At 65.0% G+C, this 15,284-nt stretch carries 13 protein-coding genes; 4 read left to right on the top strand and 9 right to left on the bottom strand.

Annotated features, from left to right (window positions below):
- Positions 1–11: 11 nt before the first annotated feature.
- From FHT02_RS01400 to FHT02_RS01410, 3 genes are all read left to right on the top strand, one after another.
- Positions 12–809, top strand: a complete 798-nt coding sequence (locus FHT02_RS01400) for a type III pantothenate kinase (protein ID WP_184083471.1) — start codon at positions 12–14, stop codon at positions 807–809.
- Between the two features lie 117 nt (positions 810–926).
- A complete protein-coding gene (locus tag FHT02_RS01405; protein ID WP_184083473.1) occupies positions 927–2,564 on the top strand; it encodes an MBL fold metallo-hydrolase in 1,638 nt (545 codons plus the stop codon).
- 2 nt (positions 2,565–2,566) lie between these two features.
- Positions 2,567–2,836 carry a DUF1467 family protein gene (locus tag FHT02_RS01410; protein WP_184083475.1) on the top strand — a complete coding sequence of 90 codons (270 nt, stop codon included), beginning with the start codon at positions 2,567–2,569 and terminating at the stop codon, positions 2,834–2,836.
- A gap of 222 nt (positions 2,837–3,058) precedes the next feature.
- Here FHT02_RS01410 and FHT02_RS01415 read toward each other — a convergent pair whose 3' ends face one another.
- Positions 3,059–5,347, bottom strand: coding sequence for a coiled-coil domain-containing protein (locus FHT02_RS01415; protein WP_184083477.1), 2,289 nt, complete (start codon positions 5,345–5,347; stop codon positions 3,059–3,061).
- Between the two features lie 80 nt (positions 5,348–5,427).
- Between FHT02_RS01415 and FHT02_RS01420 the strand changes: the two genes are divergently transcribed.
- Positions 5,428–5,721 (top strand): Hpt domain-containing protein, encoded by a 294-nt coding sequence (locus tag FHT02_RS01420; RefSeq protein ID WP_184083479.1) that lies wholly within the window; start codon positions 5,428–5,430, stop codon positions 5,719–5,721.
- Between the two features lie 4 nt (positions 5,722–5,725).
- On the opposite strand, the gene FHT02_RS01425 is transcribed toward FHT02_RS01420, so the two are convergent.
- The 8 genes from FHT02_RS01425 to FHT02_RS01460 form a co-directional block, all read right to left on the bottom strand.
- Positions 5,726–6,901, bottom strand: coding sequence for a vWA domain-containing protein (locus FHT02_RS01425; RefSeq protein ID WP_184083481.1), 1,176 nt, complete (start codon positions 6,899–6,901; stop codon positions 5,726–5,728).
- Between the two features lie 9 nt (positions 6,902–6,910).
- Positions 6,911–8,305, bottom strand: coding sequence for a hypothetical protein (locus tag FHT02_RS01430; protein WP_184083483.1), 1,395 nt, complete (start codon positions 8,303–8,305; stop codon positions 6,911–6,913).
- 37 nt (positions 8,306–8,342) lie between these two features.
- Entirely contained in the window at positions 8,343–8,915 is a 573-nt protein-coding gene (locus tag FHT02_RS01435) for a CHAP domain-containing protein (RefSeq protein WP_184083485.1), read from the bottom strand.
- A gap of 114 nt (positions 8,916–9,029) precedes the next feature.
- Complete coding sequence (locus FHT02_RS01440; protein WP_184083487.1) at positions 9,030–9,872, bottom strand: AAA family ATPase; 843 nt, start codon at positions 9,870–9,872, stop codon at positions 9,030–9,032.
- A gap of 46 nt (positions 9,873–9,918) precedes the next feature.
- A complete protein-coding gene (locus FHT02_RS01445; protein ID WP_184083489.1) occupies positions 9,919–10,584 on the bottom strand; it encodes a DUF6975 family protein in 666 nt (221 codons plus the stop codon).
- A gap of 198 nt (positions 10,585–10,782) precedes the next feature.
- Positions 10,783–12,810: an RNA polymerase sigma factor RpoD gene (gene rpoD, locus FHT02_RS01450; protein ID WP_184083491.1), complete on the bottom strand. Its 2,028-nt coding sequence runs from the start codon at positions 12,808–12,810 to the stop codon at positions 10,783–10,785.
- A gap of 42 nt (positions 12,811–12,852) precedes the next feature.
- Entirely contained in the window at positions 12,853–14,739 is a 1,887-nt protein-coding gene (gene dnaG / locus FHT02_RS01455; RefSeq protein WP_184083493.1) for a DNA primase, read from the bottom strand.
- Position 14,740: 1 nt separating this feature from the next.
- Positions 14,741–15,193 (bottom strand): GatB/YqeY domain-containing protein, encoded by a 453-nt coding sequence (locus FHT02_RS01460; RefSeq protein ID WP_184083495.1) that lies wholly within the window; start codon positions 15,191–15,193, stop codon positions 14,741–14,743.
- Positions 15,194–15,284: the final 91 nt, after the last annotated feature.

Below are 15,284 nucleotides of genomic sequence, written 5' to 3' on the forward strand. Positions count from 1 at the left end.
GGGCTCTTCGCATGCTGCTCGCCATTGATGCCGGCAACACCAATGTCGTGTTCGCACTGGTGCAGGACCGCGAAATCCGCGCCCGCTGGCGCATCGCCACCGATCCGCGCCGCACCGCCGACGAATATGCCGTATGGCTCAGCCAGCTGCTCCAGCTCGAAGGCTATGATCGCAGCGACGTGACCGGCGTCATCATCGCCACCGTGGTTCCCCGCGCGCTCCACAATCTCCAGGTGCTGGCCAGCAAATACTTCAAGACCGATGCGGTGATCGCGGGGCAGGGGAGCGCCCAGTGGGGCTTCGCGCTCGACGTGGACGAACCCGGCAATTTGGGCGCCGACCGGGCGCTCAACGTGATCGCGGGCCACGCCCTTCACGAAGGCGACCTGCTCCTGATCGATTTCGGCACCGCCACCACCTTCGACGTGGTCGACTATCAGGGCGCGTATAAGGGCGGTATCATCGCCCCGGGCATCAACCTGTCGCTCGACGCGCTGGTCACCGCCGCCGCCAAGCTGCCGCGCATCGCCATTTCCGCGCCGCAGGGCACCAGCGTCGTCGGCCGCAACACCGTCGACCAGATGCATATCGGCATTTATTGGGGCTATGTCGCGATGATCGAGGGGTTGGTAGCCCGGCTCAAGGCCGAAGTCGGACGCCCGTCCAAGGTGATCGCAACCGGGGGCCTTGCCGTGCTGTTCGAACGTCACACCGACGTGTTCGACGCGATCGAACCCGATCTAACCATTCAGGGTCTCGCCATGCTATGGCAACGCAGCACACAGTCCGGCACGCACCCCGGCACATAGGGCGGTTGAAGATTGCACCCGTCATCCCCACCAGAGTGAGGATGGATTTTCCAAGCCGGACAACGGGTTCCGGCAGTGCTCCGCCAAGCAGCGGCAGCGAACAACGTTAGGAACAGAGTGACTCCCGGAAAAAACGAACTCCTCTTCGTCGCGCTCGGTGGATCGGGCGAAATCGGCATGAACGTCAATCTGTATGGCACCCAAGGCAAGTGGCTGATGGTGGACTGCGGGGTCACCTTCGGGGACGCCAGCTATCCCGGCATCGACATCATCCTGCCCGACCTTCAGTTCATCGAGGAACGGCTCGACGATCTGGTCGGCATCGTGCTCACCCATGGGCATGAGGATCATATCGGCGCACTGCCCTATCTCGCCGCCGATCTTGACGTGCCGATCTATGCCACGCCGTTCACCGCGGGCCTGGTCCGCGGCAAGCTGGAAGAAGAAGGGATCGAAGATCGCGTCGAGCTCAAGGTGATGAACGAGGATGGCCCGTTCCGGGTCGGTCCGTTCAACGTCACCTTCACGCCGCTCGCCCATTCGATTCCCGAAGGCAACGCGCTGTTGATCGAGACCGAGGCGGGCCGCGTGTTCCACACTGGCGACTGGAAGCTCGATGAAGCGGCGGCGCTGGGCGGCGCCTCCACTGCCGCCGAGCTGACGGCGATCGGCGACAAGGGCATTCTCGCGCTGGTCTGCGATTCGACCAACGTGTTCCAGCAGGAAGCATCCGGCACCGAAGCCGAGGTGCGCAAGGGGCTCGATGAAGTGATCGGCGCCGCCAGGGGGCGCGTGCTGGTCACCACCTTCGCCTCGAATGCCGCGCGCTTGCAGACGCTGGGCGAAGTCGCCCGCGACACCGGGCGGCAGCTGTGTGTGGCGGGCCGCTCGCTCGATCGCATCCTGCGCGTCGCCAAGGCGACCGGCTATCTGCGCGACTTCCCCGAGGTGGTCGACTTCGACACCGCGATGACGTTGCCGCCCAACCAGGTGCTGATGGTCGGCACCGGCGGACAGGGCGAGCCGCGCGCGGCGCTCGCCCGCATCGCCGATGGTAATCACCAGCTCAAGCTGAGCCAAGGCGACATGGTGATCTTCTCCTCGCGGCAGATCCCCGGCAACGAAGTCGCGATCGGCAGGATCATGAACACGCTGGCGTCCAAGGGCGTGCAGTTGGTGACCGATCGCCAGGCGTTCGTGCACGTGTCGGGCCATCCCGGCCGTCCTGAACTCGCCGAGATGTACCGCTGGATGCGGCCGCAGATCGTGATGCCGGTGCATGGCGAGGCCCGGCACCTGATCGAGCATTCCCGCTATGCCCTGAGCCAGGGCGTGCCGAGCGTGGCGTCTCAGTCCAACGGCGAAGTATGGCGGCTCGCGCCGGACGGCCCGCAACGGATCGGCTCCGCGCCCACCGGACGGCTAGTGATCGACGGCGACGTGATCCTGCCCGCCGACGGCACGACCATGAACGAACGCCGCCGGCTGGCGCTTTATGGCCAGCTGTCGGTCGCGGTCGCGGTGCGCAAGGGGCAGCTGATGGGCGAGCCGCAGGTGCGGGTACAGGGCGTCCCGGTCGAGGAGGACCGCGAGGAATTCCTTGAAGAAGCCTCCGCTGCCGCCGCCGAAGCCGTGCGCAAGGCGGGCCGCGACCGTGAAAAGCTGCGCGAAAGCGTGCGGCTGGCGGTGCGCCGTGCGGCAACCCGCTTCACCGGCAAGAAGCCCGTCGTGGACGTGTTGATCCTGGAGGTCTGACGATGCGGTGGCAGTCGGCGCTGGCCATCTATTTCCTGTTCTGGGCCTTTTGCGTGTTCCTGGTGCTCCCGTTCGGAGTGCGGACCGCGCACGAGGCCGGCGGGGAACTGGTACCAGGTCAGGCCGACAGCGCCCCGCACGAATTCCGCCCCGGCAGGATCGCGCTTCGAACCACGATCGTCGCGACCGTCCTGTTCGGGCTCTACTATCTCAACTACGTCAACGGGTGGGTGAGCGTGGAGATGCTCGACTGGCTCCACCCCGCCACCTAGGCAAAGCGCAGCTGACAGGGCGGACTAGGCAGAGCGTATCCGAAGAGCGGCGAGGCGCCCAAACATCCTCCCCTGCAAGGGGTGAGGTGGCGCGCATAGGGGGGCGGAGGAGTATCGCCGCTCCTGGTAAAAGTCAGAGGCCAGACGAAAGCCCGAGCACCTCCAGGCCAGCAAACAAGACCCTTGCAGCGAACGCTAAGCGTCCCGCCGGAAGCCAGCGCATCAAGTCCGCAGGCGCTCGATCGCCTGCGCCAGCGCGACATAGAGCTTGCCCATGTCCGAGGACAGCAACGTCACCCCCAGCGGGGACCCGTCGCGCAACACCAGGATGTGGCGCAGCATCGCTTCGAAATCGTGGATGTAGCGATTGACGTTGTCGCGGAACGCCTCATCCTCATCATAGAGGCGGGCGATTTCGCGCGTCTCGGACGGGTCGAGCAGGCGCGAGGCGCGGCGGGTGAAGACGCCGCGATCGCCCTTCATATACGCCGCCCACGCGCTGTCTGCGACATCGGCGGAGAATGCCTTGGCGATGTCGATCGACGCCGAGTTGAGCGACTCGATCAGCAGTGACACGCGCCGCGTGAAATTCTCGCTGTCCGACGCTTCGCGATCCGTCCGCGCCGCCTCGATGCGCCGCTCCACTTCCGCGGTCGCCACGTCCAGGGCGTGCATCTGCTCGCCGAGCCGGTCCGACGCCGCTCCCGCTGCTGAAACCGCCGCGTCGCTGGCCTCGGCAAGCTCAGCCAGTTGGCGATGCACCTGGGTATCGACGGCGCGCTTCAACGCCTCGCCGCTCGCTTCTTCCAGCGCCCGTGCGGCTTCGGGTACGATGGTCGAGAATGCCTCGCGTGCGCGATCGACCGCGGCATTGGCGGTCTCGCGAACGCGAAGCAGCGCGTCGACCAGTTCGGGGGCAGTCGTTTCGGCAAAGCGGCGCGTGGCGGCGGCGGTTTCCGTCACCACCGTTCCCATGGCGGCAGCCTTGTCGCTGCCGGCTTCCAGCGTTTCGAGCAGCAAGGATTGAGTCTGACCGACCACTTCGCGTTGCTTCGCGACCAGCGCACCGATCCGCCCGACGTCGCGGAGCGTCGCCTCGGCCGTGTCGACCATCGCCAGCAATTCGGGTTGGGTGGCACCGATGGCTTGCCGCGTGGCGTTGATGCGGTCGTCCAGACGCGCGAGCGCTTGGGGCAGGGTCTCGTCGATTTCGCGCGCCGACGCGTCGAGCGCCGTAAGCAGTTCATCGGAGGTCGCGATCACCGTGCGGGCAAGGTGATCGCCGGTGCGCAGCTCGTCCGAAATAGCCGAGAGGATGCGATACACCTTGTCCAGCGACGTGGAAAGCGCGCCGGCCTTTTCCATGCCTGCGGCGTGAGTGGTGTCCAGCGCCCGCCCGACCCGTTCCGTGCCGGTGGTGAGCCCGTCGAGCAGAAGGTCGCCGCGCGCCTGTTCCTCGGCCAGGCGGGTGCCTATCCGCCCGATCGCTTGCTCAATCTCGGCCATGTTCGCGCCAAGCGCGGCGGCACTGTCGCGCCCTGCCTGGTCCAGCGCGGCCTGATTTGCGCTCAGCATCGCCAGAATGGCCTCGCCCTGCGTGGCGATCCCCTTGCGCGCCTCGTCGACCGCGTTGGCGGTGCGATCGAGCACATCCTCGACGGCAGTCGACATCTGGCCCGTCACTGCCTCGAGACGCGCCCCGGCGGCCTGGCTCATCGACTCCATGTGCGAGATGTGCGCCGACAGCCGTTCGGCCGCGCCGCCAGCGACCTGGTTGGCTTCCCGGCCGCGCTCGGCAAGCGCGCTGAGCTGCGAATCCAGTGCTGCGGCATGCCGGCTGGCGGCAAGCCCCACTTCGTCGACGCGTCCGCGAAGCCCCTGCATCTCGGCATGGACCTTGGGCAGGTGCGTCGAAAGCGTGTCGAAGCGGCGGTCTATCGCCTGCATCCCTTCGTTCAGCATCCGCGTGCTGGTGTCGATCCGCTGGGACTGGCGCGTCACGCTCTCGGACGCGGCTTCGAGCCTCGCTGCGGCATTGTCGCCCATCGCCATCAGCACGGTGGTCTGTTCCGCCAGCGCCTCGCGGTTCTGCGAGATACGCCGGGACAGGCTGCCGATCATCTGTTCCAGGCTGGCGGCTTCGGCACGCATAGCGCGGGCAGTGGCCCCGAACCGGCGCGCCTCGGCGCGGCTGGTACGCAGTGCTAGCAGGCTCAGGATCGCGATCAACGCAGGCGGCACGCACAACGCCGCGATGAACTCGACCAGCGCGACAGGGCTCAGGTCGGGCAGCGAAGGCAGGCACCACCACAGCATCCCGCCGATCCATGCCGATCCAAGGACGGCCAAGGCCGGCAACAGCCAGCCGGTACGCGCGGCCGCACCCGCTGCCGCCTCGTCTTCATCGTCAAAGGCTAACGGCGCAGGCTCCGTCGTCCCGGGCAAGAGCGCGTCCTCTTCCACGGGCGTGAATTGCGCCTGCGGCGATGCGGCCAGATGTCCCCCAATCATGGCTGCGGTTTACCACAAAACGCTTGGCGACCAACACCGGAGAAACTTCCGATTAACCCTGTCGGTGTAGTTCGTCGCAAATGGCCTATGATCCGGGTGCAATCGACGCGACCTTGGCGGCGGCGGTGGGGGACGAACCAGCGCTGATCGCCGAGCTGCGCGAATCCTTTCTCGAAAGCGTGAAGCGCTGCCTGCGCGGTATGAAGGCCGCGGAGAGTCCCGACGAGTGGGCAGGCTTTGCGCTGCGTCTCAAGGGGCTGGCCGCGAGCTTCGGCGCGGTGCGGCTGATGGCGCTCGCCGCCGAAGCGGCAGCCGGCCAGGCGCATGACAGCACGGTGCTTCGCCGGCTCCACCGCGCGGTCGAGCGGCTGTAAGCTTTCAGCGCTTGCGGCTGAGCTCGCGCATCGCCTCGTCCAACCCGGCGAGCGTGAGCGGGTACATGCGGTCCTTCATGATCTGCCTGACGATCTGCACCGACTGAGTGTAGTTCCAATGCGCTTCGGGCAGCACGTTGAGCCAGGCGGCGGCGGGGTAGGTGTCGATCAGGCGCTTGAGCCACACCGCGCCGGCCTCGTCGTTCATATGCTCCACCGAGCCCCCGGCATGGGTGAGCTCGTACGGGCTCATCGACGCGTCGCCCTTGAACACCAGCTTATAGTCGTGCCCGAATTTGTGCAGCACCTCCCACATGGGGGTACGTTCGCTGCTCCGGCGGCGATTGTCCTTCCACACGCCTTCATAGACGCAGTTGTGGAAGTAGAAGAATTTGAGGTTCTTGAACTCGGCGGTGGCGGCGGAGAACAGCTCCTCGCACAGCTGGATATGGGGATCCATTGATCCGCCGACGTCCAGGAATAACAGCAGCTTGACCGCGTTGTGCCGTTCCGGGCGCATGCGGACGTCCAGCCAGCCCTGACGCGCAGTGCCGGCGACGGTACCCTCCACGTCCAATTCGCTCGCCGCACCCTCGCGCGCGAACCGGCGCAGCCGCCTTAGCGCCACCTTGATGTTGCGAGTGCCAAGCTCGCGGCTGCTGTCCAGGTTGCGAAATTCCCTGCTTTCCCAAACCTTTACCGCGCGCCGGTGGCGGCTCTCGCCACCGATCCGCACCCCTTCTGGGTTGTAGCCGCTATTGCCAAAGGGCGACGTGCCGCCCGTCCCGATCCACTTGCTGCCGCCCTGGTGCCGTTCATGCTGCTCGGCCAGCCGCTGTTTCAGCGTCGACAAGATACTGTCCAAGTCGCCCAGCGACTGGATCGCCGCCATTTCCTCGGGCGTCAGATACTTCTCCGCCACCGCGCGCAGCCATTCATCGGGAATATCGCCGGTCAGACCCTCACTGCCGACGACGCCGCGAAACACATGGGCGAACACCTGGTCGAACCGGTCGATCAGCCCCTCATCTTTCACATAGGTTGCGCGCGCGAGATAGTAGAACGCCTCGGGCGTGCGTGCGATCACCTCTCCGTCGAGCGCCTCAAGCAGCACCAGATGCTCCTTCAGCCCGGCAGGAATGCCAGCAGCGCGCAGTGCGTCGAGAAAGGCCAGGAACATCCCGACCTTTTATGGCTGGAGTTCGTAGAGCGTCCAGGGGGTGCCGGAAAGGCCCCGCGCCTCCATGCCCGCCATCCACCGATACTGCCGGCCGCAACGGGTAAGCCGCGGCGCGCGTTCATGGCCACGAAACCGGAAGAAGTAGAGAAAGCGGGGCGGGGGACATTCGGCTCGCGCGACCGTCAGCGAATAGTGGCGACTGGCGGCAGCACTTTCGAGGATTGCACGCCCCGGGTCACCGTCGAGGAGGATGCGGGTACCCTGCGGGGCACGCGCCTGCAGCGCGGCGATCGTAGCGAACGAGTCGCCGCGAAGATTGCTCGCGAGTTCGATGTCGCGGGCAAGGCTCGCCATCACGATTGCAGCACAGGCCGCACCCGCCGCCCAGCGCCGCCAGCCTCCATCGCGCATTTCCAGCCAAAGCATCTCGGCCAACAGGACCAGCAGCGAGAGGCCACAGAGCAAGTAGTAGCGTGGATGGCCGACATTGCCGGCTTGCAACAGCATCAGCGCGGCCGGAAAGCCCAGGATCGCAAGGGCGTGAAACGCCAGCCGCTGCGCGCGCAGCTTGAGCGCGAACAGCAGCAGGGCAGGCACGACCAGCAGCCATCCGGCAGGCAGGCCGGTAAGACCCAATGTATAGGCGTACAGCTCGGCCATGCCGTGCAGGAACCAGGAAAGCCCAAACGGGTCGTAGCTGCCGAAGTGAAAGCCATGATGGGTGATCGCGCCATAGGCGATGATCGCCACGACCAGCGCGATGGCGAAAAGCGTGGGCATAAACAGGCGAAGCGTGGCGAGGCTCGCAGTCCGGAGGCCGTTGCGCTGCACCAGGGTGACGAACACCCAGCCAAGGATCGCGCACAAGCCGAACAAGATGGTCAGCTGGAACAGCGCACCCAAGAAAAAGCAAAGCGCCAGCGACAATGCCGGGCTTTCGCGTTCCTCCTCGGCGAGCCAGCGATCGGCCAGGTTGAACGCCACCAGCAGCGCGAGCGCCATCGGCGCATAGCCGCGGGCCTCGGAGCCCAGCGTGACCAGCACGGGCGACACCGCGAACAACAATGCGGTAAGCAGGCCGAGTGCAGGGCCGCGGCGCGCACCGATCTGCGCCGCGATGAGAATGGTGAGGGTACTCGCCACGATCGACAGAGACCGCTGCACCAGCGGTGGGGCATCGAAGCCGACCACCAGCAGCCACAGCGAATTCAAATGGTGGTTGTTGTCGTGATTGATGCCGAGGAAGATGCCGAGCGGCGTTCCGGCAGCACGCGCCTGCACCGCCGACCACGCCTCATCCAGCGAAAGCCCGCCTTGTGCGCCCGCGATGCGCAGGGCGAGCCCCAACAGCGTAATTGCCGCCAGCAGCCACGGCCAGCGCCGGTCGCTCGTCCATCCCCCCATGCGCGCCAGCATGCGGCAGCATCAGGCGTGCCGCAAGTCAGCGTGCATAAGCGTCGATGAGCGATCCAACATAATCCGGGTTCGTGCTGGTAAGCTGCGAAGAAGGGCGGGCGGTATGCACCGCGGGCGGCGCCCCGCGGTCCGGCGTGCCGTAGATGAAGCCTGAAACCGGGTACACCGATCCACCCAGTCCATCCATGTCGCCATACCAGACCTTAACCTGGCTCCAGTCTCCTCGCGGTGAAACGTCGAACAACGTCACATCCTGTTCGGCATGGCCGCGAACGCCGTCGACTCGGGACCAGTTGGCATGGGTGAGCATCAGCACGCGATCCTCGACGATGCGGCTCACCACGGCGACATGGCCGAGGCGGAGCTTCTCGCTTTTGGGAAACACGACGACCGAGCCGACCCGCGGCGTGGATCCACGCGCATATCGGCCCTTGGCCTGATCCCACCAAGTCCAGGCATCGCCATAGATCTGAATACCCGAGGCAGCACGCGCAAACGGCACGCACTCCCCGACATAATCCAGCAAGGAGTCGGCTCGGGCGGCAGGCGAACAGGCCACAGCCGCAAGCACGGTAAGCACAGATCCCAAGATACGCATATGGGCACCGGTTACAGGGCACCCCCCCAAAACTCCCGGTATCCAACCGAGGTTAAAAATTTGTTAACTGCGTTTAACTTGCTGGTCAGGGTGTACTCGCGCGAAGCGCAGCTATCATTTCCCTCGGCGCGCCATGAAGGCCAAGCGTTCGAACAGCATGACATCTTGTTCGTTCTTGAGCAGCGCGCCGTGGAGCGGCGGTATCGCCTTGCTCGAGTCGTGGGATTGGAGCACCTCCACCGGCATGTCCTCGTGCAGGAGTAGCTTGAGCCAGTCGAGCAACTCGCTGGTGGACGGCTTTTTCTTCAGGCCCGGCACTTCGCGAATATCGTAGAAAAGGTCCATTGCCCGGCTGACCAGCAGCTTCTGGATGCCCGGAAAGTGAACGTCGACAATCGCCTCCATCGTCTCGCGATCGGGGAATTTGATATAGTGGAAGAAGCAGCGGCGCAGGAACGCGTCGGGCAGTTCCTTCTCGTTGTTGGACGTGATGACGACGATCGGGCGTTCCGCTGCCGCCACGTCCTCGCCGGTTTCGTAGACGTGGAACGACATGCGGTCGAGTTCCTGGAGCAGGTCGTTCGGGAACTCGATATCGGCCTTGTCGATCTCGTCGATCAGCAGAACGGGCAACTTGGGAGCGGTGAACGCCTCCCACAATTTGCCGCGACGGATATAGTTGGCGATGTCGTGCACGCGCGCATCGCCGAGTTGCCCGTCCCTCAAACGCGCCACCGCGTCATATTCGTACAGGCCCTGTTGCGCCTTGGTCGTCGACTTGACGTTCCACTCGATCAACGGCGCGCCGACGGCACGCGCAATCTCATAGGCAAGGACGGTCTTGCCGGTGCCGGGCTCCCCCTTGACGAGCAGCGGACGGCGCAGGGTGACGGCCGCGTTGACGGCGACCTTCAGGTCCTCCGTGGCGACATAGCTTTGAGTGCCTTCGAAACGCATGGCTCCTGAATACCGGGCGATGTCGCCCAGGCGCAAGCCGCGCGCTTCAGGGGCGCTCGCGGGCGTCGGCGCGCGCTTCGAGCAAGTCCCACAAACCGCGATGTTGTGCGAAGACCTGCTGCGCGCCGAACAACATGGCCCGCTCCATCGATCCCTGACGGGCAAGCGCGTCGACCACGCTCAACGTTTCCTCGGCCGGAGGAAGGCCAAGACGCGGGATGTCGAAGCCGAGCCGGCCGGCCGCGATGTTCAGGAACTGGCGTATCGTGCTCCAGTCGATCGCCAGCGCGAGGGCTGCGCCGACCGCGCAGCCGGCCCGGTCCGACCGCGATAAAATATCCAGGGCGTGCCTTTGGGCATGCGCGACCGCCTCCGACCGGTCATGCCCGGGCGTGCTGGGCAGCGGGCCGGCGGCGGCGACGATGCGGGCCAGGAAACCACGCTCGGTCCCGAAAGCCTCCGCAGCCGCTTCCAGCCACTCGGACTCGATTGGTGCGCGCGCACTGCCGCGTGCATGGTCGATCACGCCGGGATGGCGGCCATGCAGCAAGCAGATATAATGCGCCGCATCGGCAAGATCGCGGGGCGGTTGGTCTCCGGCTGCCAGGCGACGAAGATAGCCGTGATTGGCACTTCCGTCGGAAGCGACGAGCGACCCCATGGCACCCCAGCTGCTGCCCAGGCGTGCGATCTGTGCGGAGTCGAACGGCATAGCCCCAAAATCCCGAAACCCGCGGCCGGCAGGCGTGCCGCGTCTCTGTGCAAATCTTGAATATGCGCTGGCATGTAAAAAGTAAGTTTACGCCGGATTTGTCTTGAAATCGATCAGTGTCCCGCGATGAGATCGGTCTTAAAACAAGACGCCCCGGAAGTTCACTCCGAGGCGTCTTGGTAACGTGGCGAGTGATTCTTACTGATCCAGGAAGCTACGCATCTTTCGCGACCGCGAAGGGTGCTTCAGCTTGCGCAAAGCTTTTGCTTCGATCTGGCGAATGCGCTCGCGAGTCACCGAGAATTGCTGCCCTACTTCCTCCAACGTGTGATCGGTGTTCATGCCGATACCGAAGCGCATGCGCAGCACGCGCTCCTCGCGCGGAGTAAGCGAGGCAAGAACGCGCGTGACCGTTTCCTTCAGGTTCGCCTGAATGGCGGCATCCACCGGGATGATCGCGTTCTTGTCCTCAATGAAGTCGCCCAGATGGCTGTCTTCCTCGTCGCCGATCGGCGTTTCGAGCGAGATCGGCTCCTTGGCGATCTTCATGACCTTACGGACCTTCTCCAATGGCATGGAGAGGCGCTCGGCCATTTCCTCGGGCGTAGGCTCGCGGCCCTGCTCGTGAAGGAACTGCCGGCTGGTTCGAACCAGCTTGTTGATCGTCTCGATCATGTGAACCGGGATGCGGATGGTCCGCGCCTGGTCTGCGATCGAGCGCGTGATCGCTTGCCGAATCCACCAAGTCGCGTAGGTCGAGAACTTGTAGCCGCGGCGGTATTCGAACTTATCGACTGCCTTCATCAAGCCGATATTGCCTTCCTGGATGAGATCCAGGAACTGAAGGCCGCGATTGGTGTACTTTTTGGCGATCGAGATCACGAGACGCAGATTGGCCTCGACCATCTCCTTCTTGGCAATACGGGCCTCGCGCTCGCCCTTTTGCACCATGTTCACGATGCGGCGGAACTCGGCCAAGGCCATGCCGGTGGCCTGGCTGATCTCGCTGATCTCAATGCGGATGCGGTCGACCGCGGGCGCTTCGTTTTCGGCGAACGCCTTCCACTTCTTGTCGAGCTTCGACACCGTGGCGATGAAGCTCTCGTCCAGTTCATGGTTCACATAGCGGTCGAGGAAGTCCTTGCGCGGCACCTTATGGCGCTCGGCGAGGCGCAGCATCTGGCCGCCCAGCGCAGTCAGGCGCCGGTTGAAGCTATAGAGCTGGTCGACGAGATACTCGATCTTGGCGTTGTGGAACTGGACGCTCTCCACCTCGGCGGTGAGTTCCTCGCGCAATTTGTGATAGCTGCGCTCCTGCGCGGCGGCCAATTCACCGCCGGCTGCCATTGCTTCCAGCCGCTGCTGCTGGAGCTTCGAGAACTTCTTGTAGATCGCAGTGATGTTGGCGAACTTCTCAAGCGCCTGCGGCTTGAGTGTTTCTTCCATCTGCGCCAGGCTGAGGGTGTTGTCTTCCTCATCGTCGTCCGATGCCCGCGGGGTGCGGCGCTCGGTCATCGAGTCCTCGTCTTCGTCCTCGGCGACCTCTTCGGGCTCTTCTTCTTCCTTGAAGGACGGGCCAGCGGTCTTTTCGCTGATCTCGCCGTCGCCTTCTTCGGAAAGCGCATCGGCACCGGGGTCCTTGGACAGCATCGCGTCGAGATCCAGGATTTCGCGCAGCTGCATCGTGCCTTCGTTCAGCGCGTTCGACCAGCCGATGATTGCGTTAAAGGTGATCGGCGACTCGCACAGGCCAAGGATCATGGTGTCCCGCCCGGCCTCGATCCGCTTGGCGATCGCAATCTCGCCTTCGCGGCTGAGCAGTTCCACCGCGCCCATCTCGCGCAGGTACATGCGCACCGGATCGTCGGTGCGGTCGACCGTTTCCTTCTTCTTGGCGATTTCGAAGGCGGGCTCGTCTTCCTTGCCTTCGGCCGACTCGGCCTCGTCGGGCGTGTCGTCCTCGGGCTCGGCGTCCTCGCCGGCTTCCTCATTCTCGACGACGTTGATGCCCATGTCGTTGAGCGCGGCCATGACGTCCTCGATCTGCTCGGAGGACATCTGATCCTGCGGCAGCATCTCGTTCAACTGGTCGACGGTGATGTAGCCGCGCTTCTTGGCGCGCGCGACAAGCTTCTTGAGCGTGCCTTCGTTAAGATCGATCAGCGGCGCGTCGCCCACGTCGATCGTGGTGTCGTCGCCGTCGCCGCCGCCATTAGCCTTCGCCATCAAAAACCCTCGGTATGCAGATGGCGGCAATTATACGCCGCCCTAATCATCGAATTCTTCTTCGTCCGCAAGTCTCAGGTTGGCAAGCCGCTCGAGCAGTTCCTGACGCCTCCGCGAAAGCGCCACCTGCCGGGTAAAGGCCTCCTCCGACCCGTCCCTCGACAAGCATGCGGTTGCCTCGGCTAGCGCCGCGTCTACCGCCGGCTGCTCCACCATGACCGCTATCGCCTCGTTCAAGTCCTCGCGCGCCCTTTCCGCATCGGCCGGGTTGGACCGGCAAAACGAAAAGGGTAGCGTATCGGCTCGAAGAAGGTCGCTCGCCACCTGATCAAATCCAGACCGCGCCAATATGGTGAGGACTTTACCTTGATCAAGCTGCCGGTCTTCAAGCGCCACGTCGATTACCGCTTCGAACAATTTGCCGAGCGCGCCGGAAGCTGTGCGCAACGAGCCGAGCACTTCCATGTGACGGGCGATCTCCACCGGATGGCGGATCAGCCCGGCCAGAACGGCCTTGGCGAGGGCAGGGTCGAGTCCGTCGGTTCCCAGGGTGCGGGCCTTGGCCGAAGGGGGCGCCTCAGGCGGCTGCCACACCCCGCGTGCGTTGCGGCTACCGCGCCCCGGGCGCGCTCCGCCCGCCTGGTACTGGCGCGGCTGGAACTCGCGCGGGCCGCGATCGAAATGCTTATCGATCCGCTCCCGGAACTCGGCCTTGTATTCCGACTTCACGCTTGGCTCGGCGATCGTTTCGGCCACCGCCGTCAGCCGTTGCTTGAGCCCGGCGCGCTGTTCGGGCGTGGTGAGTGGTTCGGCGGCAACTTCGCTCCGCCACAACAGATCCGACAGCGGCTGGGGCTGGGCCAGCAGTCCCTCGAACGCGGCGGCGCCCTTCGTGCGGACCAAGTCGTCCGGGTCGAGGCCGTCGCCCAGCGGCACGAAGGCGAGGCTGCGGCCCGGCTGGAGCAAGGGCAGGGCACGGTGCGCGGTGCGCAACGCGGCCTTTTGTCCTGCCGAGTCGCCATCGAAGCACAGCAGCGGCACCTCGGTCATCCGCCACAGCCGCTCGAGCTGGTGCTCGGTCATTGCAGTGCCAAGCGGCGCGACGGCTTCGTCGAATCCGGCCTGGGCGAGCGCGATCACATCCATATAGCCTTCGACCGCGATCACCCGGCCGGTCTTGCGCGCAGCGGCTTGGGCCCGGTCGAGATTGTAGAGCGTGCGCCCCTTGTCGAACAGCGGGGTCTCCGGGGAATTCAGATATTTGGGCTCGCCCTCACCGATGATCCGCCCGCCAAACGCGATCACGCGCCCGCGCGCATCGCGGATCGGGATCATCAGCCGCCCCCGAAACCGGTCATAGGGCTCCTTGCCCTCGACCTGGATCAGCAGCCCGGCTTCGACCAGCATCGCGTCGCCATAGCTCGCCAGCGCCTGGCGCAGCTTGCCGCGCGAGTCAGGCGAAAAGCCCATGCCAAAGGCGCGCGCGGTCGCTTCCGAAATCCCGCGCCGCTTGAGCAACGCGCGCGCTTCGCTCCCCTCGATCCCACCCAGCCGTTCGGTGAACCACGCGGCAGCGTCGCTCATGACGTCGTGCAGCCCCTTGGCGCGCTCGGCCTTTTGCGCGGCGCGGCGGTCCTGCTCGGGCATTTCCAGACCCGCCGCATGGGCGAGCTCCTTCACTGCATCGATGAACGGCAGCCCCTGCTGCTCGGTCATCCAGCGGATCGCGTCGCCATGCGCCGAGCAGCCGAAGCAATGGTAAAAGCCCTTGTCGTCGTTGACGTAGAAGCTCGGCGTCTTCTCGTTATGAAACGGGCAGCAGGCGCGGAACTCCCGCCCGGCGCGCTGCAGCTTCACGGTTTTGGCAATCAGCCCGGACAGCAACGTCCGGGCGCGCAGTTCGTCGAGAAAGGCGGGGGTAAGGCTCACCTCAGCTCAACGCCGCCTTCACCAGTCCGCTCGCCTTGCTCATGTCCAGGCTCGCGGCATGCCGGGCCTTCAGCTCGGCCATCACCCGGCCCATGTCCTTCATCCCCGCTGCGCCGAGATCCGCCTTGATCGTCTCGATCGCCGCGCGTGTCTCGTCCTCGCTCATCTGCGCAGGCAGGAAGCGCTCGATCACCGCCACCTCGGCGGCCTCCGCGTCGGCAAGCTCCTGGCGCCCCCCTTGGGTGTACATCTCGATCGATTCGCGGCGCTGCTTGACCATCTTCTGGAGCACTTCGACCACCAGCGCGTCGTCATCGGCCGGCGCGCCGCCGGTGCGCGCTTCAATGTCGCGGTTCTTGATGGCGCTCTGGATCAAGCTGATCGCCCCGCGCGTCGGCTTGTCGCCGGCCTTCATAGCCGCGATCTGGGCAGCCTTGATATCGTCTCGGATCATGTCGAACTCTCTTGGAATCGGGGAATGTGGTGCTGATAGACCCGCGAACCGGTTGACGCGAGGGGGCAGGGGGTCTAGCCGCCGCGACTTA

Origin of the sequence: Sphingomonas xinjiangensis, from assembly GCF_014199255.1 — a bacterium.
Classification (GTDB): Bacteria; Pseudomonadota; Alphaproteobacteria; order Sphingomonadales; family Sphingomonadaceae; genus Sphingomonas; species Sphingomonas xinjiangensis.

Excerpts from the sequence above, each read along its gene's own strand:
- FHT02_RS01400 (WP_184083471.1), top strand. The coding sequence starts at position 12 with ATGCTGCTCGCCATTGATGCCGGCAACACCAATGTCGTGTTCGCACTG.
- FHT02_RS01410 (WP_184083475.1), top strand. The coding sequence starts at position 2,567 with ATGCGGTGGCAGTCGGCGCTGGCCATCTATTTCCTGTTCTGGGCCTTT.
- FHT02_RS01415 (WP_184083477.1), bottom strand. The coding sequence starts at position 5,347 with ATGATTGGGGGACATCTGGCCGCATCGCCGCAGGCGCAATTCACGCCC.
- FHT02_RS01420 (WP_184083479.1), top strand. The coding sequence starts at position 5,428 with ATGGCCTATGATCCGGGTGCAATCGACGCGACCTTGGCGGCGGCGGTG.
- FHT02_RS01425 (WP_184083481.1), bottom strand. The coding sequence starts at position 6,901 with ATGTTCCTGGCCTTTCTCGACGCACTGCGCGCTGCTGGCATTCCTGCC.
- FHT02_RS01430 (WP_184083483.1), bottom strand. The coding sequence starts at position 8,305 with ATGGGGGGATGGACGAGCGACCGGCGCTGGCCGTGGCTGCTGGCGGCA.
- FHT02_RS01435 (WP_184083485.1), bottom strand. The coding sequence starts at position 8,915 with ATGCGTATCTTGGGATCTGTGCTTACCGTGCTTGCGGCTGTGGCCTGT.
- FHT02_RS01440 (WP_184083487.1), bottom strand. The coding sequence starts at position 9,872 with ATGCGTTTCGAAGGCACTCAAAGCTATGTCGCCACGGAGGACCTGAAG.
- FHT02_RS01445 (WP_184083489.1), bottom strand. The coding sequence starts at position 10,584 with ATGCCGTTCGACTCCGCACAGATCGCACGCCTGGGCAGCAGCTGGGGT.
- rpoD (WP_184083491.1), bottom strand. The coding sequence starts at position 12,810 with ATGGCGAAGGCTAATGGCGGCGGCGACGGCGACGACACCACGATCGAC.
- FHT02_RS01460 (WP_184083495.1), bottom strand. The coding sequence starts at position 15,193 with ATGATCCGAGACGATATCAAGGCTGCCCAGATCGCGGCTATGAAGGCC.